This window comes from Mesorhizobium sp. WSM4810, assembly GCF_055811235.1.
Genome location: NZ_JBVVQV010000004.1, coordinates 353291 through 377315 on the forward strand (window position 1 = coordinate 353291; position 24025 = coordinate 377315).

At 59.4% G+C, this 24025-nt stretch carries 23 protein-coding genes, 2 tRNA genes and 1 pseudogene; 18 read left to right on the forward strand and 8 right to left on the reverse strand.

What is annotated here, in order from left to right:
* Positions 1–133 precede the first annotated feature (133 nt).
* Positions 134–433: a DUF1236 domain-containing protein gene (locus AC0L3O_RS08855; RefSeq protein ID WP_027156174.1), complete on the reverse strand. Its 300-nt coding sequence runs from the start codon at positions 431–433 to the stop codon at positions 134–136.
* A gap of 483 nt (positions 434–916) precedes the next feature.
* Here AC0L3O_RS08855 and AC0L3O_RS08860 point away from each other — a divergent pair, with 483 nt between their 5' ends.
* From AC0L3O_RS08860 to AC0L3O_RS08870, 3 genes are all read left to right on the forward strand, one after another.
* Positions 917–1108 carry a DUF3606 domain-containing protein gene (locus AC0L3O_RS08860; RefSeq protein ID WP_023803623.1) on the forward strand — a complete coding sequence of 64 codons (192 nt, stop codon included), beginning with the start codon at positions 917–919 and terminating at the stop codon, positions 1106–1108.
* Positions 1109–1385: 277 nt separating this feature from the next.
* On the forward strand, positions 1386–2789 hold the full coding sequence (locus AC0L3O_RS08865; protein WP_473615402.1) for a sensor histidine kinase: 1404 nt from the start codon (positions 1386–1388) through the stop codon (positions 2787–2789).
* On the forward strand, positions 2789–3463 hold the full coding sequence (locus tag AC0L3O_RS08870) for a LuxR C-terminal-related transcriptional regulator (protein ID WP_473615373.1): 675 nt from the start codon (positions 2789–2791) through the stop codon (positions 3461–3463). Before AC0L3O_RS08865 ends, AC0L3O_RS08870 begins: the two co-directional genes overlap by 1 nt.
* 34 nt (positions 3464–3497) lie before the next feature.
* Here the strand turns inward: AC0L3O_RS08870 and AC0L3O_RS08875 are convergent, their stop codons facing one another.
* Together AC0L3O_RS08875 and AC0L3O_RS08880 are read right to left on the reverse strand one after the other, a co-directional pair.
* Complete coding sequence (locus AC0L3O_RS08875) at positions 3498–4310, reverse strand: hypothetical protein (protein ID WP_473615374.1); 813 nt, start codon at positions 4308–4310, stop codon at positions 3498–3500.
* Positions 4311–4927: 617 nt separating this feature from the next.
* Positions 4928–5665 (reverse strand): DUF1236 domain-containing protein, encoded by a 738-nt coding sequence (locus tag AC0L3O_RS08880; protein WP_473615376.1) that lies wholly within the window; start codon positions 5663–5665, stop codon positions 4928–4930.
* Positions 5666–6373: 708 nt separating this feature from the next.
* On the opposite strand from AC0L3O_RS08880, the gene AC0L3O_RS08885 reads away from it, so the two are divergent.
* The 11 genes from AC0L3O_RS08885 (at position 6374) to AC0L3O_RS08935 (ending at position 17768) form a co-directional block, all read left to right on the forward strand.
* Positions 6374–6676 carry a DUF982 domain-containing protein gene (locus tag AC0L3O_RS08885; protein ID WP_473615377.1) on the forward strand — a complete coding sequence of 101 codons (303 nt, stop codon included), beginning with the start codon at positions 6374–6376 and terminating at the stop codon, positions 6674–6676.
* Between the two features lie 761 nt (positions 6677–7437).
* On the forward strand, positions 7438–9201 hold the full coding sequence (locus AC0L3O_RS08890; RefSeq protein WP_473615379.1) for a sulfatase-like hydrolase/transferase: 1764 nt from the start codon (positions 7438–7440) through the stop codon (positions 9199–9201).
* Between the two features lie 32 nt (positions 9202–9233).
* On the forward strand, positions 9234–10058 hold the full coding sequence (pssA, locus tag AC0L3O_RS08895) for a CDP-diacylglycerol--serine O-phosphatidyltransferase (RefSeq protein WP_473615380.1): 825 nt from the start codon (positions 9234–9236) through the stop codon (positions 10056–10058).
* A gap of 537 nt (positions 10059–10595) precedes the next feature.
* Positions 10596–11069 (forward strand): (2Fe-2S)-binding protein, encoded by a 474-nt coding sequence (locus AC0L3O_RS08900; RefSeq protein ID WP_287185242.1) that lies wholly within the window; start codon positions 10596–10598, stop codon positions 11067–11069.
* Positions 11070–11080: 11 nt separating this feature from the next.
* Entirely contained in the window at positions 11081–13327 is a 2247-nt protein-coding gene (locus AC0L3O_RS08905) for a xanthine dehydrogenase family protein molybdopterin-binding subunit (RefSeq protein WP_473615382.1), read from the forward strand.
* Between the two features lie 229 nt (positions 13328–13556).
* Positions 13557–14450: a LysR family transcriptional regulator gene (locus AC0L3O_RS08910; RefSeq protein WP_473531117.1), complete on the forward strand. Its 894-nt coding sequence runs from the start codon at positions 13557–13559 to the stop codon at positions 14448–14450.
* A gap of 100 nt (positions 14451–14550) precedes the next feature.
* Positions 14551–15564 (forward strand): SDR family NAD(P)-dependent oxidoreductase, encoded by a 1014-nt coding sequence (locus AC0L3O_RS08915; protein WP_473615383.1) that lies wholly within the window; start codon positions 14551–14553, stop codon positions 15562–15564.
* 322 nt (positions 15565–15886) lie between these two features.
* Positions 15887–16189: a DUF6471 domain-containing protein gene (locus tag AC0L3O_RS08920; protein ID WP_287285440.1), complete on the forward strand. Its 303-nt coding sequence runs from the start codon at positions 15887–15889 to the stop codon at positions 16187–16189.
* Positions 16190–16375: 186 nt separating this feature from the next.
* On the forward strand, positions 16376–16672 hold the full coding sequence (locus tag AC0L3O_RS08925) for a hypothetical protein (protein WP_473615384.1): 297 nt from the start codon (positions 16376–16378) through the stop codon (positions 16670–16672).
* Between the two features lie 108 nt (positions 16673–16780).
* Entirely contained in the window at positions 16781–16948 is a 168-nt protein-coding gene (locus AC0L3O_RS08930) for a hypothetical protein (protein WP_473615386.1), read from the forward strand.
* Between the two features lie 526 nt (positions 16949–17474).
* The gene (locus AC0L3O_RS08935; RefSeq protein ID WP_473531115.1) at positions 17475–17768 is read left to right on the forward strand and encodes a hypothetical protein; all 294 of its coding nucleotides are present in this window, start codon (positions 17475–17477) and stop codon (positions 17766–17768) included.
* A 749-nt stretch (positions 17769–18517) separates the two neighbouring features.
* Here AC0L3O_RS08935 and AC0L3O_RS08940 read toward each other — a convergent pair.
* The 5 genes and pseudogenes from AC0L3O_RS08940 to AC0L3O_RS08960 form a co-directional block, all read right to left on the reverse strand.
* The gene (locus AC0L3O_RS08940; RefSeq protein ID WP_128246819.1) at positions 18518–18961 is read right to left on the reverse strand and encodes a hypothetical protein; all 444 of its coding nucleotides are present in this window, start codon (positions 18959–18961) and stop codon (positions 18518–18520) included.
* A 68-nt stretch (positions 18962–19029) separates the two neighbouring features.
* Complete coding sequence (locus AC0L3O_RS08945) at positions 19030–19260, reverse strand: hypothetical protein (RefSeq protein WP_473615387.1); 231 nt, start codon at positions 19258–19260, stop codon at positions 19030–19032.
* 165 nt (positions 19261–19425) lie between these two features.
* Positions 19426–19542, reverse strand: a pseudogene (locus tag AC0L3O_RS08950) (XRE family transcriptional regulator); the annotation flags it as partial.
* 361 nt (positions 19543–19903) lie between these two features.
* A complete protein-coding gene (locus AC0L3O_RS08955) occupies positions 19904–20497 on the reverse strand; it encodes a hypothetical protein (RefSeq protein WP_473615388.1) in 594 nt (197 codons plus the stop codon).
* Between the two features lie 92 nt (positions 20498–20589).
* A tRNA-Asn gene (locus AC0L3O_RS08960) sits at positions 20590–20664 on the reverse strand.
* Between the two features lie 220 nt (positions 20665–20884).
* Here AC0L3O_RS08960 and AC0L3O_RS08965 point away from each other — a divergent pair.
* The 4 genes from AC0L3O_RS08965 to AC0L3O_RS08980 all read left to right on the forward strand — a co-directional run bounded on the left by AC0L3O_RS08965 (position 20885) and on the right by AC0L3O_RS08980 (position 23863).
* On the forward strand, positions 20885–21145 hold the full coding sequence (locus AC0L3O_RS08965; RefSeq protein WP_023802589.1) for a hypothetical protein: 261 nt from the start codon (positions 20885–20887) through the stop codon (positions 21143–21145).
* A 259-nt stretch (positions 21146–21404) separates the two neighbouring features.
* Positions 21405–21478: transfer RNA gene (locus AC0L3O_RS08970), tRNA-Cys, on the forward strand.
* Positions 21479–21609: 131 nt separating this feature from the next.
* Positions 21610–22278: a protein-L-isoaspartate O-methyltransferase family protein gene (locus AC0L3O_RS08975; RefSeq protein ID WP_287229303.1), complete on the forward strand. Its 669-nt coding sequence runs from the start codon at positions 21610–21612 to the stop codon at positions 22276–22278.
* A 187-nt stretch (positions 22279–22465) separates the two neighbouring features.
* Positions 22466–23863, forward strand: coding sequence for a TolC family outer membrane protein (locus tag AC0L3O_RS08980; RefSeq protein WP_473533977.1), 1398 nt, complete (start codon positions 22466–22468; stop codon positions 23861–23863).
* Positions 23864–24025: the final 162 nt, after the last annotated feature.

A 24025-nucleotide genomic window follows, 5' to 3' on the forward strand; every position in this document is an offset into this window, starting at 1 on the left:
CCCCCACCCCACTATAAAATTTCATCTCCCCTGGGGCTATACCAACCGGTCGCGTCTCCCCCCCCCCCCCCCCCCCCCCCCCCCGCGCCCCGCCGCCCCCCCGGGGCGCGCGGCTCCTCCCAGGCCATTTCAGTCAATCGATGATTTTAACGATCCTGCGTGTGCCTGGATCGACAAGAACGGTCCGATTGTCGACGACGACGTAGCGATATTGGACGTCGGGAACTTCATGAAGCTCGACCGTCTCGGGCAGCGCCGAGCCGATATTGAGCTCCACGCCAAGCAGGTTCACCGAGGCGAGCGGCTGCTTTTTCACATACTCCCTGATGACGGTCTCCTGTTCGGGCTGGATGATCACGTCCTGGGCAGCCACGGCGCCGACACTTGCCAGCAGCAGAAATCCTGCGGCTGCAGTGGAAAGATGCATTCTCATAAGTTTTTCCTTCCTGATGAGCTGTCTTGCGCTGGGACGCATCTTCGTCGCGCCAAGCTCACCTTCAACAACGAGACAGCTGCAAACGTTCCGCGGCTGGGCTTCGGTCCGACCAGAGACGCCGTGCCATTGGACCTAAGTCTGAATTGTCGTGCGCAAAGGGCGACGATGGAGTGTGGCCCGGAACCACGACTGCCTGCACTCGTTGCTCGCCGTGCGTCACGGGAGGAATCGATGGAGAATAGTGTTCACCAAGCCCGCTGGCTACTTGCACCGGTCTTCGCTGTCTCCATTGCCTTCCTGGCAATTGGAATAGTCGTCAGCTGACGAACGACCGACTTAACGATGTGACCGATGGACGAACATATCTGCGCAGCCAAGTCCCTTCCTGCGCCGATAAGGGACCACCCGCCATTCCTCGATTTGGCGGGTGGTCCCTAGTTTGCGTCCAATGTTCAAACGAGCTTTAGTGGGAAAACGGAAATGGACGACAACAACAAAGATCGATCGTTTCTCGACCGCGACCGCCTGTCGGTGGATCAGTATTACGAGGTGGAGCATTTCGCGCGAGAAAATGGCGTTTCGCCCAGCCAGGTCAGCAGGCTGATCAAAAAGAACGGCAACGATCGGATGACCCTTACGCAAGCGGTGAGAGCATTGCGCGACCGGAAGTGAAAGACGCCGCACCTTCCGCCGCGCTGCCAGGGGCGACCGGTGCCGGCAGCACGTGGTTGAGGCGTCATATTTGCTGCCTCGCTCAACCATGGCAGTGGCGCTTGCGCAAAAAACCGCAAGGTTGCGGTTTTCGTCCAGCCCGCAAGCCCTAGGTTTCCTTGTTATTGATCGGTGCAGATCAAAGATGGCGTCACTTAGCGTCGTTCGACGACAGATTGGCTGGTTCTCTCGAATCGTGCCGCTGGCGCGACGCGCCGCCGACCGGGCCGGTGGAGATATGGCGCCATACAGACCGACAAGATTGCTCGATCGGTGGAATGCACTGTCGCTGGCCACTCAGTTTCTGCTCGCCGGCGGGCTGTTTTCGCTGTCGGCGATGATCGTGGTGGGAATGTCCGTGACAAGCCAGATTGAAGCCGCCGTCACCCGGAACTCGGCCGCCTCTACCGCTCTTTACGTCGACAGCGTCATCGCGCCGCTGCTTCCCGACATGCGCAGGAGCGAGATGCTGGACGAGAGCGTTGCGCACGCGCTAGATGAAACGCTGGGACAAGGCGCGCTCGCCAAAAGGCTCGAATCGGTCAAGCTATGGCGCCGCGATGGCACCATCCTCTATTCGACCAATAAAAATTTGGTCGGGAAGCGCTTTCCACTCAGCGACAATCTCCGGGCCGCATTCGCCGGCGACATGGTTGCTGAATTGGACAGGCACTATGACAACCAGGCTGAGAGGGACAGCGGCCTGCATCTTCTTGAAATCTATAACCCGATGCTTCAGCCATGGTCGGGCGAAGTCGTGGCTGTTTTGGAATTCGACGAGATCGCCACCGATTTTGAGAAGGATCTCCGGCAGGCACTGGTTCGGACCTGGTTCGATGTCGCAGCCGTCACCGCGGGTTTTTTCCTCGGTCTTTCGGTGATCGTTTTTCGTGGCAGCCGCACGATTCGTTCGCAGAGCCGCTCCTTGAAGCAGCGCATTGCCGAACTTTCCGGCCTGGTTGCTCAAAACAGAATGTTGAGGCTGCGGGTGCAGCGTGCTTCGCAGCGCGCCACGGCACTTAACGAGCGTTACCTCAGGCGGATCGGCGCTGACCTGCACGACGGGCCGGCGCAACTGGTTGCCCTCGCTGCGCTAGGGATTGACAGCCCCGTGCTAGCCGATCCTGCCACGCCGGCTGCGGCGCGCGCGCGGGAATTGCAGGTGGTCAAAGCGAATCTGGACGATGCGATGCGAGAAATCAGGAATGTCAGCAAGGGTCTTATGCTGCCGCATGTCGAGAACGCCGAGTTGACGGAAATCCTCGAGCTTGCCGTGCGAGCGCACGAAGAGCGGACCGGCGTCAAAGTGATGCTGTCCATGACCGGGAACCACACACCCTTGTCGCCAGCGGCCAAGATCTGCATCTTTCGCTTCATTCAGGAGACGCTGAACAACGGCTTCCACCATGCCGGGGGTGCCGGTCAATCGGTCGCGAAACATTTCGACGGGGAGCGCGTTTGTATCGAGGTTTCCGACACCGGCCCAGGTTTCGACCCGAAGATCATCCACCCTGAACGGCTGGGGCTCATCGGGCTGCGTGAGCGGGTAGAAAGCCTCGGCGGCCAATTTGACGTAACATCTTCACAGAATGGCACGGTGGTGAAAATGGTTCTCAACACAGTCGAAATAGGACAGGCGTGATGGCAGCGGCCATAAAGCTCGCCATTGTCGACGACCATCCGCTGTTCAGGGAAGGCGTTGTGCGCACCCTCGAGCAGATCGGCGGGTTCGAGATCGTTGCCCAAGGCAGCAGTAGAGATGACGCCTTGCGGATATCGGAAGACCAGCAACTCGATATTCTGCTGATGGACATCTCGGTGCCTGGAGGGGGCCTCAGCGCGGTCGAGCCGGCTCTGGAGCGGCACCCGGATCTGAAAATCGTGATGCTGACCGTTTCGGAGGAAAACCAGCACGTCATGACCGCCTTGCAGAGCGGGGCAAAAGGCTACGTCCTGAAGGGTGTCGGGTCGAGAACCCTGGCCGCCATACTGCGCACGGTGGCGATGGGCGAGCGGTATGTTTGCCCGCAATTGTCGGCGCGCGTGTTGGTCGACTTGTCGAGCCAATCAACCGCGATCGAGAAACCCGACGTGCTGGCCGAACTCACCAGTCGCGAAAGAGAGATCCTGACGCTCGTTGCCGCGGGATTGAGCAACAAGCGGATCGGTCTTCAGCTGAACCTGCACGAGAAAACCATAAAGCATCACATGACGCGGATTCTGGCCAAGCTCAATGTGAGCAACCGGACCGAAGCCGCGATGACATTGCGCGACGCGACCGAGCATCAGCATCCGCCTGTCGGCCATCCTGCATGAAGCAAGACAGCCTTGCGGTCAGTGGAACGCGCCTTCACTCGATCATCCGGAGCAGTCTTGGCCGATCGGAGTTCTTTGCCTGCCGCCGAATGATGGTGCGGCCCATGGCATCGCGCATCTCATAATGGCCGCCGTCGATGCGCTCGCTCAGCCCGTTGGAATGCACCACACCCACGCTTGCCCCGCGCACCTCCACTCGGTCTCCAGTGGTCGCGTTGATATATGTTTTGGGCTTGTTGCCAGGATTTAGCGCGGTAGCCGGATTTGTCGGCGGCGTGACGTTCAGTGCTTTTGCTTCGTCCTCGTCCGCGTTGCCGATCGGGTCCGTATCCTGTGGGTCTGCGGCATTTCCTGGGTCTGCGGCATTTCCTGGGTCTGTGGCGCTGCCAGGGTCTGTGGCGTTTCCAGGGTCTGCGGCGTTGCCAGGGTCTGTGGCGTTGCCAGGGGCATTTCCAGAGTTGCCGGGGCTTTCAGCGTCTCCAGAGGTGCCGGAGTCAGAGTTCCCAGCCTTCCCAGAGTTCCCTTGTGCCCAGGCGGCCTGCGGGCTTAGCGTCAGGGACAGGCCGTCCTGTGCCACACGGTAGGGGCTCACGACGAGAACCAAGGCCGATGCGCTCAGGCAGATGGCGACGCGAAGCCCTCGAAGAGATTTGAGACTGCGCTGCGATTGAGGCCGGGCAGGCCGCGCACTGGCGAGAACTCTTGTCTCACAATGCTTCGGGCGCTGCGGCCGTATTGCTTCTGTGATCAATGAATTTGCCAATAGCACGCCAGAGTATCCTTTGACCGTCACGCTCCAGGTTGCATTTCTACCTATTTCGAATTCGCCCAGGAATCCTTTGCCCAAGTCATTCCTTCGCCCAACTCAATCCTCTGTACTCTGCACCAATTTATCACGCTTTCGCCATCATTGGGCTGTGTCAAGACCCACCAGTCTCAAGGGGAGAAACCGGTGGGTCTCGCTGGCGCAGGAAGGGACTCATGACTGCGCGAGTGCGTTGCCTTCATCGGTCGACCTCATCAGCCGATGAAAAGCCCAACGGCTGCAACCCCAAACACTAGGCCAAGTACCGGAAAAAGCAGCCAACGTGCCTGGTGAATGCTGGGGTCGATTGCAGCCTCCTGTCACGGTGTCGACATCGCAACGACGCCTGCAGGAGCTCGGTTCCTAGAAACTCCCCCATTTCAGGCTTTTGCCATAGCGGTCCCGGACCAAAGCACTGCCTGGGCCAGCCCATGGTCGGCAGCCGGCCAGACCGAAGTCCTATCTCAGGCCTTTTGAGCAGGGAAGACGTCGTCCAGATGTAATCCAGTTGGGAAGCGGCTGGAAGGAACCTCGACACGCAGGAAGCCTGTCAGTTGAACAGGCGTAATAGCCGTGCCTTCGGTGGCAGGAGACTGGTCGATGCAGACGAGGGGTCCGCCGTGGAGCAGCGGACCCCTCGATTAGCCCGAACTAGGGCGTCAGGTCAGAATAAGGACGATCTTGAATGTATCCGGGTCGACGATGACGATACGGCCATCGGCCAACACGAAATACTGGTACTCTTCGTAAGCCGGGACGATCTCGATGATTCGCCGTGGCAGAGGACGCAGTTCAACCCTCTGCCGCGGAACCTCGACACCGACTGAGATGTCAAAGTCGACGTCGGCAACCGGTTCGACCTTTTCCTGCTTGAGGATCTGGGTGACTTGCGTTTTCTGCTCAACGGTCACATTGCTGATCGCGCCGGTCTCCGTCTCATCCTGTGACTGAGTAGTGCCCTGAGTCTGCTGCTCGGTGGTGGTACCGGCCTCGCCCTGGGTCTGCTGCTCGGTCTGGGTCTTGGCCTTGTCCTGCGTCTGTTGCTCGGTCGTGGCGCCAGCCTCGCCCTGGGTCTGCTGCTCGGTCTGGGTCTTGGCCTTTTCCTGCGCCTGTTGCTCGGTTGTGGCGCCGGCCTCGCCCTGGGTTTGCTGCTCGGTCTGGGTCTTAGCCTTGTCCTGAGCCTGTTGCTCGGTTGTGGCGCCGGCCTCGCCTTGAGTCTGCTGCTCGGTGGTGGCGCCGGCCTTACCCTGTTCGCCCACAGCACCTTCCGGGCAACCGGCCGAGCCGGCCGGGCAGTCGGTGCCGGACTGGCTTTGGGCCGGCTGCTGTTCCTGAGCGAATGCTGCGCCACAGCCAACGCCTATGGCCAGCATACTGGTGATCAGAACTTTTTTCACGAGACGTCTCCTTCGAAAAGTCTGTCCCTTCATGGGGAAAACCACCTCTGGAATGTTTTGTTCCAGGCGAATTGACCGGGCGCGGAAGCCGCGTCCAGGCGCGCCGGACTGAGCCAGCGAGCGCGCCGAATAGGCCGTGTCCTTGTTCCAGCAGAGGCGCGGGCTCTCCGTTCGGCCCACTCTTCCAACTGGCGGTTGGTAGACGCCGGGCAGCCGGCACGCGAATGATTTTTCTCGCTCCGCGCGCACCGGGCACATCTCAGCCCCCGAGCCGTGCTTGGTGACCGCTTGATCGCCCCGTCGCACCTGCGGGTACGGCGGGCTTTTTTTGCCTGTGCCAGCCTGTGAGGCTGGAACACTGTCCTGCGACGAAAGTTTAGTGCCAGCAGCGTAGTATTGTCCCCTCATACAATGCTGCGAGATCGGTAGCTCCGGTCAACCCGCGTCTTCTCCCCGAGGGCGCGGGCTTTTGTCCAGGCCTTCCGGCGTGACGAATGCTGCCGACGGCCTTTGCGAGAGTTCGGTTTCATCGGGAGCGATGGCCTTTAGGCCGTCCTCGGCTGCGGGTTGCAGCGCTACACAGCGACGTTCCGCATGCGGTCCCTGTCCTGCGAGGAGGTTTGCTTCAGTCCCGAATTGGCCGTTCCTTGCCAACAAAAAGTGCGCTTCACATATTTTCTGCAGCCGTCGCTCACGGCTCTCGTGGTAATGAACGACAGGACTTTCGACCGGACTGTTTTCGTCAGGAAAGGGGAGTTCATGGTGGAGGAAATCGAATGCTTGGCCGATGCTTTCGAGTTCCTGCAGGAATCGCCGAACAATCGCCGAGGGCCAATCTTTGACACGGCGTTCCGCGCCTGCCAGCGCGCCTATGATGGCCAGGTTTCCATTTCCGTTGCACGCGAGGCTTTCGCCGGCTTCGCGAGATCGGCCAAAATTCTCGAGGACGCCTCTGCAGCTATGCCCTGGATGACGGCACAGAAAACCGGTCGCGGTGGCGTGACGGCGTAACCGATGTAGCTGCCTAAAGCGCGTCGCGTTGGAATGGACCCATGCGACGCATGCGGCTCGCTTAGGGTTTTTGAAGTGATGCACGCCGTATTGCAAAACCGCTGCGCACCCTCGGTTCCACCCCGAGGACGTGCTTTTGCGCGACATGCATCAGCGGAAAGATGGCCGGCGCCGCAGGGAGCGGGGGAGGTGGGGTTGCCTAGGTTGGCGCCGGCCAGGCGGCGTTGGGGTTCGCCACGAAGGAAGCGTAGCAAAGTTTGCCAGATCGGTTATGGCGTCGCGGAAGTTCGCCGGGCCTGACTATGCCTCCGGGGATTTCCCTTCCAACGTTGTTTGTTCGAGGGGCATTACCTGCGCGCGATCGCCGATTTGGAGCGGCGTGCTCGCCGATCGGAACTGCGTACTTAGAAATCGCACTTCTGGGCTTATGCAACGAACGCCAGCTAATCCGGCTTTGGCACGGAGGTTATCGTCGCCAGATAGAAGCCTGAGCATGACTTCCGTCCGTACGTGGTCGAAGGCTGCTGGCACTGAATTGGACGACGACTGCGTCCGTCAGAGAGGCGTCCGAGGACGTTGCGCAGGAATCCAATTCCCCATCGGGCTGATGCTAGGCCTGCTTCTACTCCCTTTGCTTGGTGCATGGCTTATAGGCACCGCCTTTCTGCTGTCCAACAACGTCATCTATCTGTCATATTGTGAACTTCCCGAAAACTTAGCCGACGATAGACTCCCTGCCCGAACACCCCAAAGCGTGGCCAATGCTGGGCGACAGGGAAGGGGGAGGCATGGAGGCGTCAATGCGAGAAGGGAGGTCACTTCTTGCCCTGAAATGCGCGTTGCTGCTCGCAGTGATCCTCCTCACCAATCATGGCTTTATCGACCGCATCCGGTTGCTCATTGACGATCAGCGCCAGCTGACCTTGGTGATCTTCAGCATCATCTGGGTCATCTCTGTGTTGGCAGTGTTGGCCGCTGCCTTTCATCCCAACTGGATCATTCGGCTCTTGTGGGCTGTCCCCCTCGCGATATCAAGCGCCGCAGCCTATGGCTATTACCTTGTCCAAGGGTCCGAGTTCTTCATCTTCGACGTTCTCAATTTCTGGACGGTCCGCCACGAGGCTCACAGGGCGTCCGAATTTTATTCCAATGCGATTTGGTGGTCGGTCGCTGTCGCGATATTGGGTGTTGTCGCAATCGCCATGCCCCCCTCCCTTCCGCCACTGGCGGCACGCAAGACCAGATACTGGTCACCACTAGTGCCCATGTTGCCGATCGTCCTCATTGCGGGCGTGGTTATTTATCGAGAGGGCAAAGGTTCAGAAGCGTTGCCGAAGCAGTTCTCGCCGCTGTCCCTGGCAGCGATCGCAGCTTACAAGTTGAACAGTGGAACGTTCCCGGAGCGGGAAATCGTATCCATGACGCCGGAACGAAAACAGGCGCGGGCTATCGTGCTGCTGGTCGACGAAAGCATTCGGTCCGACTTCGTAAGTCTTGAGCCCCGTAACCCCGTCACTCCGCAACTGGCCGAACTCAGAAGCCGATTGATTGATTTTGGCCCCGCTGTGTCCGGCTCAAATTGCTCTCTTCAATCGAACGCATTGCTTCGCTTCATGGCCTATCCTCGAGATCTAATTCAATCAGTCAGGGCGAGCCCGACAGTTTGGCAGTATGCAAGGAGGGCAGGTTATCGCACCGTGTTCATAGACGCCCAGGCAGGTTTCGTCACCGTCTATGGCAAACTGCAAAACTACATGACGCCCGCCGAAGCGATTTCGATCGACCGATTCTACAAGTTGGACAATGCAATTCGAACGCATGATCTCGACGATGAACTCGTTAATATCGTGCTCAAGGAAATGAGCGTCGGCGATCCTGTTTTTATATACGCGAACAAGAATGGCGCGCATTTCCCCTACAGTGACGGGTCGCCTGCGGAGTTTGCATCCGACGCCGGCACCTCAGGGACGCTTCAATCCTATGCAAACGCGGTGCGCTGGTCGACAGACCGCACTTTGTCCCGTTTGATCGATGGGGCCGACTGGAGGGACGCAACGATGATTTACACGTCGGACCATGGACAAAATTTCAGCGTCGGCCGTCTCACGCACTGCAGTTCATATACGAATGTAGACCCGAACGAAGCCATAGTTCCAATGTTAGTTTCAACCGGGGATGAGGAGCTTCGGGCCCGCTTTGAGAAAGTCGCCACGCAATATCCGAACATGGCCACTCATTTTGCGATAGCGCCAACGCTGTTGGAGTTGATGGGGTACCGACCATCCGAAATATCGGCTCGATACGAAAGCTCCCTCCTTCACAGCCTGACATCGCAGCTTCAGTTCGTAACAGACGATATCCTCGGATTGTTCTCCAATCGTCCCGCTTGGCACTCCGTCGATCCAACGATTCAAAAGGGTCGCCAGCGGCTTGACCTCCTGGTTACGCTGACGAACTCGCGTCCGAATATTTGCGAGGGCGGCATTGGCTGCGTCGCAGAACCGGAACCAATCTCGAGCGAATAGCAGGGGATGGCAGAGAAAAAGGAAGATCGACAATGGCGAATGAACGCAAGTCGGCTGACGCGGCATTGAACGACAGCAAGAACACGCTATTGGATGGCCGCAAAACACATTCTCGACTTGTCCAGCAGATACCCAATGCCATAACAGCGCTGGCGCTTTGCTCGGGCTTGGCTTCCGTTCGCTTCTCGATCGAAAACGAGTTCGAATTCGCACTGTTGGCGATCGTCGTGGCAGCAGTGCTCGACGGTCTTGATGGCCGTCTGGCGAGGCGGTTGCATGCGTCGTCACAGTTCGGAGCCGAATTTGACAGTCTTGCGGATTTTCTTAGCTTCGGCGTAGCGCCGATCGTCCTGCTTTTCTTTTGGGGCGAGGCATTGATGACCGGCCCGTTCAGCCTGTGCCTAATGGCATTCGCTCTTGCTTCGGCCGCGCGCCTGGCGCGCTTCAATGCGCAGTCAAATTCGGCAGCAGCGGCATGGCAGAAAGCGTATTTCACTGGGATGCCGACACCGGCCGCTGCCCTAACGGTTTTGTTGCCCATATCGCTGGCTTCGCCGACACCTGCAACTGTTCAGATTGCGGGGCTGCACGCAGCTCTGATCGCTTTCTTGATGGTTTCGACGATCCCGACTTTTTCCGGGAAGAAGTGGGCTTGCCAAGTCCCCAAGAGGACGATGATTGCGTTGTTCTTGGCAGTCGCAGGGCTAGTTGCGGCCGTCATGCTCTACCCCAGCGAGTTTCTGGTTGTTCTGACTGTCCTTTATCTCGCCTCCATTCCGATCAGCTGGATCAGTTTCCGTCATGATGAGAAAATTCACGACGAAATCGATGTCGAAACCGCTCGGGTAGTGGAATGACATGTGGAAGCCTTGATGGCTGTCCAGGTCCCGGCTCGGGCAGGCAGCAACTACCTCGCGGCAACGGCCGCCTCCCACCTATGGCGACCTTCCGAACGTCTGCAACGAGCAGGGCCGCGCCGCTCTTCCCCGATCTGTGAGGACGGTCTCGGGCGGGTACCAAGCGTTCGATTCAATCCACTCTAGCCGGGTTTATGCACAGCGCTGAACGTTTGGCGGCCTGAGGTGTTGATCTTTCGAAGCGGAAGCAGCAGTCCTTTTCAGGGCCGTTCGCCGCAACTGGCGCATCTACTGCTTTTCGATCCCCGTGAACGGCAATGCCGGCGCTGACCGCGCAAACGCGGACGTGCCTCGCCTGTGCGACGTATTCAGAAACCACGTTTCTAAGGTCATGCAAATTGCGCCGTCTAATCCAGCATCGCCCGGCGAGCTAGCTTTAGCGCTAGTCACCAAATTGCCAATGTCTCAGTCGGCCGGGAAGCTCCAGGCCGCTTGGCAAGCCTGTTCGGGTGGAGCAACCCAGGAGAACTACCGGCCATGATCTCACTGAATATCAACGGGCGAGAGCACGAGGTTGACGTTGACCCCGAAACCCCGATCCTTTGGGTCCTGCGTGACACGCTGGGAATGAGCGGCACCAAATTCGGCTGCGGCGCAGCGCTTTGTGGCGCTTGTACGGTGCATCTGGACGGCGAGGCAATCCGCTCGTGCAGCACACCGGTTTCCGCCGTTGAAAGCGGCAGGATCACCACGATTGAAAAGACAACCGACGGCACCGACCGTGTCGGTGCGGCTGTCCACGCTGCATGGGTCAGGCACGACGTGGCACAATGCGGCTACTGTCAGAGCGGCCAGATCATGAGCGCGACGGCTTTGCTCGCGTCGCTGTCGCCCGGCGCGCAGCCGACCGCCGAAGAGATCGACTCCGCCATGGCCGGAAACATCTGCCGCTGTGGAACCTATGCCCGTATCCGCGCCGCTATAGCCGACGCCGCCAGCACCCTCGTCTGAAGGAGACGCATATGTTCCCCAACATGGATCACAAAGAGCTGCCGCGTGCGCTGCAGCACATCCTGGAACGGGGCCGTTCAACGACGGTCCAGGCGATGCCACGCCGCAGCTTTCTCAAGCTGACGGGGACCCTCGGCCTGGCTGTCGGCATTTTCCCTGATTTGGCAGTCGCGCAGTCGTCCGAGGCCGATGAGGCGGCAGCCAGTCTGAAGCCGACCGAGCAGCCCTCTGCATTTGTCCACATCGCGCCCAATGGAGAGGTTACGGTCACAATCAACCGGCTGGAGTTCGGTCAAGGCGTCCAAACGGCATTGCCCATGATCCTTGCCGAAGAACTCGATGCGGACTGGAACCTGGTGCGCAGCCAACTCGGCACCAATGACATCGCCTATGTCGATCCGCTCTTCGGCATGCACCTTACCGGCGGTTCGAACACAATCAAGAACAGCTTTACGCAGTATCGCGAACTGGGTGCTCGTGTTCGCGCCATGCTGCTGGCGGCCGCGGCGACCCGCTGGAACGTGGAGGCGTCCACTCTGCGAACCGAGGCCGGCGCGGTTCTGGCCTCCGATGGCCGCAAGCTCGGTTATGGAGAACTTGCCGAAGCGGCCATGGCCTTGCCAGTGCCGCAGAAGATTGCGCTGAAGGATCCCAAGGATTTCCGCATCATCGGCCAGCCCACCCGGCGTTTGGACGCTCAAGCCAAGAGCAGCGGCCAACAGAGTTTTGGCATCGACTTCAAGCTGCCTGGACAGTTGACGGCCGTGGTGGCTCGTCCTCCGGTCTTCGGAGTTAGGATAGCCACCCTGGACGACAGCGCAGCCCGCGCCGTCAAGGGCGTGAGGGCCGTCCTGCGCGTGCCGCTGGATCGCGGTGCCGAGGGCGTGGCCGTCGTGGCCGACGGATATTGGCAGGCGTCTCAGGGCCGCGATGCCCTTAAGGTGGAGTGGGACACATCTGCCGTCGAAAAGGTCGATAGCGAACGGCAACTCGCGCACTATCGCGAGATGGCCAGTCGGCCCGGCCCGCGCCAGTTCGATTCAGACATGGTGCCATTGGAAACGGCGCCGCTGAAGCTGGAAGCTGAGTTCGTGTTCCCGTATCTCGCCCACGCGGCGATGGAACCGCTGAACTGCACGGTACGGCTTGCCGATGATCGTGCCGAGATCTGGATGGGAAGCCAAAGTGCCGGACCCGATGCCGCCGCTGCCGCAGCCGCGCTCGGCCTCAAGCCGGAACAGGTCGTGCTTAACGTGCAGATGTCGGGCGGCGGCTTCGGTCGGCGCTTTTCCAGCACCTCCGACACCGTGGTCGAGGCCTGCGAAATAGCCAAGGCCGCCAGGTCGGCGAGGCTGAATGCACCGATCCGTACGCTTTGGAGCCGCGAGGACGATATGAGGGGCGGCTACTACCGTCCACTGCACCTGCACCGCGCCCGCATCGGCTTTGACAATCAAGGCAAGGTGCTGGCCTGGGATCACAGCATCGTCGGCCAGTCGATACTTACCGGAACCGTGTTCGAGCAGTTCATGGTGAAGAACGGCATCGACGCCGCCACGACGGAGGGCATGCGGGCTCCCTATCCGCTTCCAATGCGGCTGACGGTGCATCATCCCAAGGACAACGTGCCGGTCCTGTGGTGGCGCAGCGTCGGCTCCACCCATACGGCTTATGTGATGGAGACCCTGCTCGACGATATAGCGCGTGCAACCGACCAAGACCCTGTAGCCTACCGCATGCAGCTCTTCGGCGATCAGCACATCCGCCATCGTGACGCATTGCAGCTGGCCGTCGACAAGAGCGGGTACGGCAAGACGCAATTGTCCGAGGGGCGGGCCTGGGGTGTGGCGGTGCACGAGTCCTTCAGCTCAGTGGTCGCTTACGTAGTGGAAGCCTCTGTTGCCGATGGACAGCCTAAACTGCATCGGGTCACGGCCGGGGTTCACTGCAATCTGGCCGTCAACCCTCTGACCGTGGAGGCGCAGGTACAGGGCGCGGCGATCATGGGCTTGTCGATGTGCTTGGCAGGCTCTGCAATAACGCTCAAGGACGGCGTCGTCGAGCAGAGCAACTTCAGTGACTATACGGTGGCGCGCATCACGGACGTGCCGGAATTTGACATCCACATCGTCCCTAGCGCCGAACCGCCCACGGGCATGGGCGAGCCCGGCTTGCCACCATTGGCGCCGGCATTTGCCAACGCAATAGCACGGCTCACGGGAAAACCGCTGCGTCAATTGCCGTTCAATCTGACGTAGCCGTTTTTACGCCAGACCGCTTCTGCTCGCTGCTTGCTGTTCCGGCAGCGAGCAAGGCAGATAACGCCTTGTCGGCGCTCGGCTGCCATCGGGGCGTTCGGAATCCGCGCAGTACCAGGCAGTCCTGATGCTGACTCGTGCCGTCGGGGCGCGCGGAGCATAAATATGACGAGACAGGTATGCTGATTATCCGCCATAATCCTCATGGATACAGAAATGAGGTTTATAGGTGAGAAAAGGCGACTTCAGCGAATGGGCTGTGTTTATCGCGGTTGCCGAGGAGGGGAGTTTTACACGCGCGGCCGCGAAGCTCGGCCTCTCCCAATCCGCGCTCAGCTATGCGGTGCGCATGCTCGAACAACGGATCAGTGTGCGGTTGATCTCGCGAACGACGCGCAGCCTGTCGCTGACCGAGGCAGGCGAAAGGCTGCTTATCAGCCTGCGGCCGGCATTCGACCATATCGACAGTGAAATTGCTGCGCTCACCGCGCTTCGCGACAAGCCTGCAGGCACGATCCGCATCACCACGTTCCGGCATGCCGCCCAAACTGTCCTGTGGCCCGTATTGTCGAAACTGCTGCAGAATTATCCCGACATCACGGTTGAGGTCCATGTCGATGAAGGTCTCACCGACATTGTCGCAGAGCGCTTCGACGCCGGTATCCGCATGGGTGAACAGGTGCAAAAGGACATGGTTGCGGTCCGCATCAGCCCAGACGTCAGGATGGCAGTCGTGGGATCCCCGGCCTACTTTGCCAATCGTCCCGCCCCGCAGACACCCCGCGACTTGAGCGAACACCGATGCGCAAGCTATCGCCAGAACACCGGGGGCGGCCTTTATGCCTGGGAGTTCGAACAGGACGGTGTCGAACTTGAGGTCCGGGTCAATGGACCGGTTATTTTCAACGACAGCGAGATGCTCTTGCATGCCGCAGTCGATGGCTTGTGTTTGGTGTACACGTTCGAAAACCAGATATCCCAGCATATTGCGGACGGCCGCCTGGTCCGGGTGCTGGAAGACTGGTGCCCGCCATATTCTGGTTACCACCTCTATTATCCAAGTCGGCGGCAGCATACTGCCGCTTTTACGCTTCTGGTCGACGCTCTCCGATACAGGGGGTAAGGGGCGGCCGACCATTTTTCTAACTTCATGCCGATTATGCCGTCTAATCGGCCGGCGCGCCATCACCTAACTTCCTGATCATCGAAAACAGGAGTTGGAGATGAGCAAAGTCTGGTTCATCACAGGGGCTGGCAGCGGCATCGGCGCCGAAACCGCCAGGGCGGCACTGGGAGCAGGCGATCGGGTGGTCGCCACCGGCCGCAATCCCGACAAGATAAGGAACGCCCTGCGTGGTGTCGCCAGCGACAGACTTGCGGTCGTCCAGTTGGACGTGGCCGATGCAATTCAGGCCAAGGCGGCCGTCGACAAGGCGATGGAGGCGTTCGGCCGCATCGACGTTCTGGTCAACAATGCCGGTTACAGCCTGCTCGGCAATTTCGAAGAGTTGACCACCGCTGAAATCGATGGGCTGATTTCGACCAATCTGCACGGCGTGGTTCACGTCATGCGTGCGGTCATTCCGGTCATGCGCAAGCGGCGCTCAGGACACATTATCAACGTCAGTTCGCTCGCCGGAATCATCGGCTTCAAGCATTGCGGAGCCTATAGCGCCGCCAAGTTCGCCGTCGAAGGCCTTTCGCAGTCGGTGGCTCAGGAAGTCGCTCAATTCGGCATCATTGTCACAGCCGTCGCGCCGGGCTTTTTCCGCACCGACCTCCTCGACGATCAGAACGCCAGGTACGGCAGCAGCACCATCGACGACTATGCTGCAGAAGGCAGCGCCAAAGCCATGTGGTCCGGCTACAACGGCAAGCAGCAGGGTGACCCCGCCAAACTTGGCGACGCCCTTGTGAAAATCGCCGGCATGGACAATCCGCCCAAGCAGTTTCTGGCCGGTAGCGACGCCGTTACGGCGAAGTGCAAGCGCAACACGAACAACATCACCTGGACCAATCTGACAGAGCAGGGCGAGGACACCCAGGCAGCCATACGAGAAGTTGGGGCTGGGATCATCCGACTGTGCTGCAGAGCAACCGTGTGGTCAGTTTTACGAGCAGCAGCAGCGCGCTCGTTTCGATGCTCCTGCAATCGTACCCGAAGTACTAGTCAGGGTGGCTCGCCGACCAGCCATTGCAATGGCCGATTTCGTGGCGAAGGACTGCCTTCGGCGTAGCTAGCCCAAAGGTCTTGTCGATCACAATCACGGTGCAGGATGTCTTGTTGGTGATCGCTGAGCACCCGCGCTGGGTAAAGGATGACTTCGTCGCAACCTTGTATTCGGCAAACAGCTTTGCGCAAGCCGTGACGACCTTCTTCTGAGGCAGATAACGCACGGTCAACTGGCCGGTATAGGCGTGATCGAAGCGGGCGGGCGGGTTCCACTCGGCATAGTTCTTCCCGGCCATGGCCAATGAGGGCTGAGGAAAAGAACCACAAGGAGGAAAAAACGCCGAGACATATCACATCCGATGATGTTGCACATCGGATGTGGGATCTTGAATCAGCAGATGCAAGGGGGTACATCATCATTTGCGGTGTTTTTCGCAGGAGAAATGATGATGTCCGACGATGTTTCCCCCACCGCGTTCTATGAGGAAAAAGCAAAAAACATTCTGAAGGGCGAGCTGAAACGCCGGGGCATAACCTATGCGCTGCTCGCCGAGAAATTGAATGAACGAGGGGCGCACGAGAGCGAGCGCAATCTGGCCAACAAGATAAGCCGGGGCAGCTTCACCGCCGCGTTTTTCATGATGTGCATGGAAGTGATCGGCGTCCGGCAAATCAGCCTAGAAGTTTAGGACAGGCCCAACGGGCCATGCTCTTCATCGGCGTCGCACTGCTTGTCTGGGTGGCTGGTTGAGGGTTGGTTGTGTCGTTCCCCGACAGCCGCCTTTCCTTACCACGCCGTTGAGGTGGCCGGATCTGGTCAAAATTTCACATTAGAAACTTGGAACATAAGTGAGGCAGAGAACATTCTTGACGCCATGGACAAGAACGATGGCGACAATCTTCCTGAGGGGTTTCCGGGCAACCTGCCCGAGGATCCAGTGATCCTAGCCGATATCACGAAAAGAATTTCGAGAGAGTTCGACGGTAAAATTGGGCCGGACGGTTTGGCGGTCACGGAGGCCAGGCGGGATCGCAATCTGGTTGAGGAATGGGAAGAAGCTGACCCCGCCATCGACAGCCAGCCGCCCGTGGTTCCGTTGTTTCTGGTTCTGTATGCGCTCTTTATGTTGGGCTTGGCAGGGTACGCCCTCGCTAGTTGGTATCTTCCATAGCGCGCTTTGAGTTTCCGTTGCGCCAGCCTCTGGCAATAAGCCGAGCGATGTCACGCGCTTGGGAACAAGCGCTAGATAGCGAAGTTACCAACGTAAGGAGTTTCTCCTATGGCTGACGAACAGGACAGAACGCCCAACAACCCTGAAGTCGTCGTTCGACGCTTGGTCAAAGAAACCGGCATTACTGAAGAACAGGCCCGAGAGCTTATCTTTTTCCTCGGGCTCCATTGGGCATCCCTGCTCCGGGAAGCAAAGGCCCTCGCTGCCAAGCGGTAGGCGGGCTTTTCCACCAACTTCCGAATAGACTCCTCTGCCCGATCTCGTACAATAAACCGTCGCCTGCTTTCGAACGGCACAGGGGCGATTGAAAGTGTCGATCGCTTTCGCCCTAACGCAAAAGGGAGTTGGCCCGATGCCTTTCACAGGAATAGCTGACCCGGAACAGCTCAGCATTCTTCGCCAAGCTTTGGACGAGTATTGCCTCACTCGTGGGATTTCGGACGAGCAAGGCCGTGACGACGCCGCGTGGCTAGTCATGTTGCTATTTAGAAATGGCGCGAACAGCCTGGAGGCACTCAGGGCAGGGCTGGGGTCCGAAGAGCGTCGCCGAGCTTAGGCGTCACGGATTTTCGCTGTCGCGGCGCTCTAGCCTTGCGACGGTCTCAATGATTGCCTTCGCAAGTGCTTCGCCCTCGTGGATAGGGCGTATTACAAGTTTTAGGCGCAGTGCTTTCTTCGCTCGGCAGCCACCATCTTGCTCAGCAACTTGGAACATAAGTGAGGCAGAAACATTGTTGGCGCCATGGACAAGAACGATGGCGACAATCTTCCTGAGTGGTTTCCGGGCAACCTGCCCGAGGATCCAGTGATCCTAGCCGATATCACGAAAAGAATTTCGAGAGAGGTCGAGGGTAAAATCGGGCCGGACGGTTTCGCGGTCACGGAGGCGTGGCGGGATCGCAATCTGGTTGAGGAATGGGAAGAAGCTGACGCCGTCCTAGACAGCCAGCCGCCCGTGCTTCCGTTCCTGGTTCTGTATGTGCTCTCAATGTTGGGCTTGGCATGGTACGCCCTCGCTGGCAGGTATTTTCTATAGCGCCTGAGTTTCCGTTACGCACGGCGAAGGTGTGCACGTCGCAGCCCGAGCTTTGAGTAGCGAGAGCGAGAGTCAATGGGCGGCCCAGCAGTCAGTTGGAGTTGGGCGGGTGGCCGCTGGGCCTGACCGGCGAGGGGGCGTCTGCGGGACGGTCGCCGGCTACTTCTACGATAGGCGGCTAAATGCATCATTTGTAATTTAGTAAAATGGTCACGTTCCGTTCCCCTGGCTGTCAAATCGGATGAGCCTAGAGTCAATTTGGTGCCTAAAAGAGTGAGTGCCGGCGCTGGCACAAGGGGCCGCCAGGACGCGCGAGGTGCTTCGGCGGTGTAGGACAGCGGCCAGCGGGAACGCACGCTGGCGAGGCTCTGTACGGCACGGAAAAACCACGGCGCCCGTGGGCCTGTCCCACAGTGGGTCATTTGCTGCTGGCGCCGCAATTGCATGGTCAGCATCGGGGCGAGTGGGGGGCCCCGCCGCTTCGCAAATGGAGCGGCGGGGCTTTTTGCATTTCAGCCATCACCGCAAGTTCGAGCGGCCCGACAGCCACTATTGAGGGTGATCAACAGCCGGCCGCCGGGCCTAACCAGCAAACGGGGTAGGTTCGCCGGCTGGGAAGACTGTAGGCCGCTCAAGCATCGCTGCTAACTTAGCAAGACGGCTGTGTTCGGTTCCTCTAGCCCTCAAATCGGATGAGCCTAGACTCGGTTCCATGAGTGGGTGTCGGGCAGGCTTGTTCAACGCTTTAGTCAGAACGCGCATTTCTTGTATTTAAAGGCACCAACCATCGCATCAAAGCGCTCAAAGTGGGTTGCGTCGATGATGCGGAATGACCATGAAAAGTTCCGGGATACAACAGCGTCCGCACAGGTTAATAGGGCGGAGAAGCGGTCGTTCTCCTCGTTGACTTGCGAGATCGTGCAGGCGCCCCCAACCGGGCCCTTTCCCTTGTTGCCGGTAATGATGAAACCGTGCTCGGACGCATAGGTACGGTCCTTGAAGCGGACTTTCCCCTGGATCTTCTCGAACACCCTCGTGCAGTCGGTGCGTTCCCCGACCCATACGCCTTGCAAAACCTCAAGAGCATCGGCCCATGCTACGGATGCGCTAGCGGCGAAAAGTGCCGATCCCAGGAGCAGTGCTGCCTTCGAACGATTGGACTGCCATCTCAGTGCTGCTATGACGAGGTGCATCAGGAATCTCCAAAGCCGTTTCAGTTGATGCCCCTCCAACCGCAAAAGCGGAAGTCACTAGAAAGCTTTTACCGGCAGAATGTTGAACGACTAGGCCACCAGCTTTGGTTCGATGCAAGCTTCCTCCGAATTGCGCTAATGGCATTGACGATCGCCTCCGCTGCCTGGCGGTCAAGCGCAACATCCAGGCGGCCTTCTGTCGTCTGGATTGAGAGGATTCCGAGATTGCCGATCTTGTCCGTGACCGTTCCGACATGAATCTCTGTCGGCACATAAGGCGGCTTTTCCATAGGACCCATCGCTTACCTCCTGGTAGCGGTGTGCTGCTGGAGATCTCTCCTTTGACAACTCCCAAGGGCAGCATCGCGCCGATCTGGCGCAAAGGCAAGCCAGAGCAATCCGCATAAAGGGTTATCGCATAAAAGTGTAGTTTCAAGTGCAAGGGCGCGCTGACGATTTCCGCGTTATTTCTTCCTCAACCTCACCCCGGCGCCGCCGCCGTTCTCGGGGATGAACTCGACCCCGGCGGATTCGAGGGCTGCCTGAAGGTCAAGCAGAGTGCGGTCATACGGCGCCCGCTGCCTCACGGTGGCGGGCTATTTGACCAAGGCGGGGTGTCTTTAGAATTTTCGTTGCGGTCTAGTGTCGATCGACCGGGCGATCTTGTTCAATTCCTCCAAGTCCTCGCGGGAAGGTACCGGCGGAGGATCCCCCGGCTTCCACCCTTTCATTCGCAGTTGCATTTGGTCCCACATTGGCTGGAGCAACTGGTTCAGCGGGAAGCCTTTTGAAATTGCCGGCAACAAGCCAGCGTTGTTACTCCGCTGGCCGTTGGCATCGTAGGCAATGTGCGCACCTCCGCCTCCGGCGAATTTCCATGCGCAAACTGCCTCAGGCCCGACAGTTGCGGACTCTTTCGCGCTGATCTCTCGGTTGATGTGGTTAAACCACGCGCAAAGACGATCCGCAGCAACTTCTTTCGTGCGAGCCTTGGCAGACTGCCTCGCCATCATCTGTATAATTGCGTGCGGCGGGAAATGTTGGGCACCGCTCCCACGAGCGAGCGCAATTGTCTACTCGGTCGCCGAGGTTGAAATTCATCACCCGAAACCTGGTGTGGCCTCCGGTGTCCACCGGCGAGTTCTTGTCTTTGACCCGCATTCGCATTTCATCTCGCGATGTGATCGCGTGCAACCTGGGTTTCCCGTCCACGAAGCCCGCGTAGCCGAAAGTGTGGCCAGCAGCATGGCTATCCAAACGTTTCTCCTCAGCAGCAGCAGCAATCTCCAACAAGGTCTGATTTAATGTCCGGTTGGCACCACGCAAAACGCGCTCGATCCACTCACTGACCTCGAACGGCTTTCGGCCCGACCTGGCGCCAGCGCCAGCGTAAGTGATGAAACCTTGACCGTCGGACGTCTCAAGGCTGCACAGCTTGGTAGCTAGAAGGCCATGCGCGTCGGGCGCACCGCTTAAGCGCCGGTCAGCTGCGACGAACGCCAATCGTCGAGTGACGAAAGCAAACGCGAAAGTCACTTGTTGCCTCAGATGTAGCCCGGAATGTAGCCCAGAGCGAGTTGCCTGCGAAATTGCAGAGTTCAGATTGGTATCTAAGTGCTTGAAAATGTTGGCTCCCCGGGCCGGATTCGAACCAGCGACCAACCGGTTAACAGCCGGTTGCTCTACCACTGAGCTACCGGGGAACAGAGGCTCTCATGTGAGTGGCGCAGCCTATAGCAAACCCGTTTCGGCTTTGCAAAGAAGCATTTCGTATTTTCGGCGCTTTTTCGCGCCACGATTTCTGGCAATCATGTGCGGGCGTCCTCATATGAGCCGTCTGGCGGGGTGCGCGGAACCGAAAAGGCGATTGCGGCTTTCGTCAGCTAGTGCTTTTAGTTTGCCCGAACGGACCACTGACCAGACATGAGCGCAGCAAGCCACAACCACCCACCGGCACGAAAAATATCGGTCTTCGGCCGTGAGTTCACCATGCCGCGCTCGCGCGGCCTCAGGATTGCAATCGGCGTCGTGCTGATCTTCGGCGGCATTCTCGGCTTTCTGCCGATCCTGGGCTTCTGGATGGTGCCGATCGGATTGCTTGTGCTCTCCTACGAGTTTGCCGTGGTGCGTCGCCACCGGCGCCGCCTCGTCGTCTGGTGGGAACGGCGGCGGCGGCCGAACTGACGGCTGTACCGACTTCGCAAGCCGGCAAGCCCTGCGAAGGCGTCTTTCCGGCGACCTGGCTAAATGCCCGGACTGGCTGAGAGCCTTGTTTGGAAATACTGCTCCGATGTCCGCTGCGCTCCGGTTCTCCGAGCATGCGTGTCGTTGGCTCGACGCGTGGCATCGTGGCCGAGGGGAAACCGTCGGGAATGCACCATGGCCGCTTGACGGCATTTTCGCCGCAACCTATTGGAACCGGGTGGAACGCCGGGAGCAATGAGGCCTCGTGGCGGAGTGGTTACGCAGAGGACTGCAAATCCTTGCACCCCGGTTCGATTCCGGGCGAGGCCTCCAGTTGCCCAAGCTCCCGCGCACCAGCGCCAGGGGGTTCCAGTCGACATGAGCCGCGGTCTTGGCGCGGCAAGCGGATCGATCTTGGGCGGATTGATCTTGAACAGGTTGGTCTTGGGCGGATTGGTTGGAACATGAGCGCTGATTTTGCCGAACGTCGAGTAAAAATGGTCGACGGCCAGGTCCGCACCACCGACGTAACCAGCGCGCCGCTGCTCGAGGCGATGCTTGTCGTGCCGCGCGAGGCCTTTGTCGCCCCCGATCAGCGCGATCTGGCCTATATCGACGAGGACATCCGCATTGCCAATACCGCGGACGGCCCGCGCTATCTCATGGAGCCTTCGCCGCTGGCCAAGCTGATGCAACTGGCCGAGATCGGCCCTGGCGATTCGGCGCTCGATGTCGGCGGCGGCACCGGCTATGCGGCGGCGATCCTGTCGCGGCTGGCAAAGTCGGTCGTTGCGCTGGAAAGCGATCCGGCATTGGCCGAGACCGCGATGTCGACGCTTTCGGCGCTGGGCTGCGACAATGTCAGCGTGGTCAACGGACCGCTGCCGGAAGGACATGCCGCCGGGGCACCCTACGACGTCATTTTCATCGGCGGCTGCGTCGAGAAAGTGCCGGAACCGCTGCTCGACCAGCTTGCCGAAGGCGGTCGGCTCGTCGCCGTCGAAGGGCAGGGCAATTCGGGCGTGGCCCGATTGTTTCTGAAAACAGGGGGGGGTGTAACCGGAAGAGGCGCCTTTAATGCGGCAATTAAGCCACTACCGGGATTCGAACGTATCCGTGCGTTCGAGTTCTGAATGATTTTGGCTTGCAGCAAAGCCGTTGTCGTGTTCGCTTGCGCTTGAATAATTGTTGCTGATCCGCACAACCGGGGTGTTCTTTTGGGGGGCAGACAGCAGGGAACCTGAAACACACGGCGCCGGCTGCTCGAATGGGAGAAGCCGGCGCGGTGTGGTTCCCATGCAAAACGAATGAGGGAATAACGTGCCGTCTTTACGCAAGAGTCTTTTTGCCGCCTTCCTTTCGGCGACCGCGCTTTCTCCGCTAGGCGCCTCGGCGGAAACCATTCTCGGCGCACTTTCAAAAGCCTATCAGAACAATTCCCAGCTCAATTCGGCGCGCGCCGGCGTCCGCGTCACCGATGAGGGCGTTGCCATCGCCAAGTCCGGCTGGCGCCCGACCATCACCGGTTCCGCGAACATCGACTACTCCAGGGGGTATTTCGATGCCCGGAGAAATATCCCCGGGGAGAACGGAAAAATCGCGATAACCACCGGCAACTTTGGCGTCCAGATCGACCAGACCCTGTTCGACGGCTTTCAGACCAAGAACAACGTCGCCGCCGCCGAATCGCAGGTCCGCGCCTCGGTCGAGAGCCTGCGCAATACCGAAGAGAACATTCTGTTCAATGCGGCAAGCGCCTACATGGACGTGATTCGCGATCGGCAAGTGGCGGTGCTGACGGAGCAGAACCTGCAGTTCCTGACCGAGCAGGCACGCGCGGCGCGCTCGCGCTTCGAAGTCGGCGAAGGCACCCGCACCGATGTCGCACAGGCCGATGCCGAGCGCTCCTCCGCCGTGGCGGAACTGGCCGCCGCCCGCGCGCAGGCGCTGGCAAGCGCTGCGACTTATCGCCAGATCGTCGGCGACGAGCCCGGCAGGCTCAGGGCCGCTTCGCCGCTGGCGAAGCTGTTGCCGTCGAACCTCGATTCGGCGATCGCGATTGCATCCAGTGAGCACCCGGCCATCCTCGCCACCCAGCATCTGGTCGACGCGGCGGCGTTTTCGGTGAAATCGGCCGAAGGCGCGCTGCTGCCGCAGCTTTCGGCTTCCGCCGGCGTTTCCAGTGACTATATCAAAAACGATCCCCTCAGCAGTGGGGATGGCACAACCAATACGGCCAACATCGGTGCCACGCTGACCATACCGATCTATTCGGGCGGGCGGACGTCGGCGATAGTGCGTCAGAACAAGGAATCGCTCAGCCAGGCCCGGATCGAGGTCGATGTCAGCCGCGACACCGTGCGGCAAGCGGTGACCTCGGCTTGGACGCAATATATCGCCGCCCAGCAAAGCGTGGTGGCCAACAGGCAGGTGATCGCCGCCGCGCAGCTTGCCTTGAGCGGCGTCATCGAGGAGCGCAATGTCGGCCAGCGCACCACGCTCGACGTTCTCAACGCCCAGGCCACCCTCATCACCGCCAAGATCAACCAGGCCAGTTCGGAACGCGATCTGGTGGTGGCGAGCTATGCCATCCTTTCGGCTGTCGGTCGTCTTTCGGTCGAGCGTCTCGCCCTTCAGGTAACGAAATACAGACCCGAAGAACATTACAATGCGGTCAAAGACAAGTGGTTTGGCCTGCGCACGCCAGACGGCCGCTGATCACCTCACCAGTTTCAACTTCCATCCAGTTTCAAGCTATTTAGAGCCCGGGCGGGCAAAAAAGGAGCGCGGGGGGGAAAAAGTTTTAATAAAAAAATGCCGCAGAATTGGGGGTGTAGTTATGGGGTACGGGGGTTTAGCTGTTTGCATGATTGTAATAAA

What these genes read in the sequence shown, in the direction of transcription:
- AC0L3O_RS08855 (WP_027156174.1), bottom strand. Translation starts at nt 433, where the DNA reads ATGAGAATGCATCTTTCCACTGCAGCCGCAGGATTTCTGCTGCTGGCA.
- AC0L3O_RS08940 (WP_128246819.1), bottom strand. Translation starts at nt 18,961, where the DNA reads ATGCACCTCGTCATAGCAGCACTGAGATGGCAGTCCAATCGTTCGAAG.
- AC0L3O_RS08870 (WP_473615373.1), top strand. Translation starts at nt 2,789, where the DNA reads ATGGCAGCGGCCATAAAGCTCGCCATTGTCGACGACCATCCGCTGTTC.
- pssA (WP_473615380.1), top strand. Translation starts at nt 9,234, where the DNA reads ATGGCGAATGAACGCAAGTCGGCTGACGCGGCATTGAACGACAGCAAG.
- AC0L3O_RS08935 (WP_473531115.1), top strand. Translation starts at nt 17,475, where the DNA reads ATGGACAAGAACGATGGCGACAATCTTCCTGAGTGGTTTCCGGGCAAC.
- AC0L3O_RS08860 (WP_023803623.1), top strand. Translation starts at nt 917, where the DNA reads ATGGACGACAACAACAAAGATCGATCGTTTCTCGACCGCGACCGCCTG.
- AC0L3O_RS08915 (WP_473615383.1), top strand. Translation starts at nt 14,551, where the DNA reads ATGAGCAAAGTCTGGTTCATCACAGGGGCTGGCAGCGGCATCGGCGCC.
- AC0L3O_RS08885 (WP_473615377.1), top strand. Translation starts at nt 6,374, where the DNA reads ATGAACGACAGGACTTTCGACCGGACTGTTTTCGTCAGGAAAGGGGAG.
- AC0L3O_RS08890 (WP_473615379.1), top strand. Translation starts at nt 7,438, where the DNA reads ATGCTGGGCGACAGGGAAGGGGGAGGCATGGAGGCGTCAATGCGAGAA.
- AC0L3O_RS08975 (WP_287229303.1), top strand. Translation starts at nt 21,610, where the DNA reads ATGAGCGCTGATTTTGCCGAACGTCGAGTAAAAATGGTCGACGGCCAG.
- AC0L3O_RS08930 (WP_473615386.1), top strand. Translation starts at nt 16,781, where the DNA reads ATGGCTGACGAACAGGACAGAACGCCCAACAACCCTGAAGTCGTCGTT.
- AC0L3O_RS08900 (WP_287185242.1), top strand. Translation starts at nt 10,596, where the DNA reads ATGATCTCACTGAATATCAACGGGCGAGAGCACGAGGTTGACGTTGAC.
- AC0L3O_RS08865 (WP_473615402.1), top strand. Translation starts at nt 1,386, where the DNA reads ATGGCGCCATACAGACCGACAAGATTGCTCGATCGGTGGAATGCACTG.
- AC0L3O_RS08945 (WP_473615387.1), bottom strand. Translation starts at nt 19,260, where the DNA reads ATGGGTCCTATGGAAAAGCCGCCTTATGTGCCGACAGAGATTCATGTC.
- AC0L3O_RS08965 (WP_023802589.1), top strand. Translation starts at nt 20,885, where the DNA reads ATGAGCGCAGCAAGCCACAACCACCCACCGGCACGAAAAATATCGGTC.
- AC0L3O_RS08925 (WP_473615384.1), top strand. Translation starts at nt 16,376, where the DNA reads ATGGACAAGAACGATGGCGACAATCTTCCTGAGGGGTTTCCGGGCAAC.
- AC0L3O_RS08905 (WP_473615382.1), top strand. Translation starts at nt 11,081, where the DNA reads ATGTTCCCCAACATGGATCACAAAGAGCTGCCGCGTGCGCTGCAGCAC.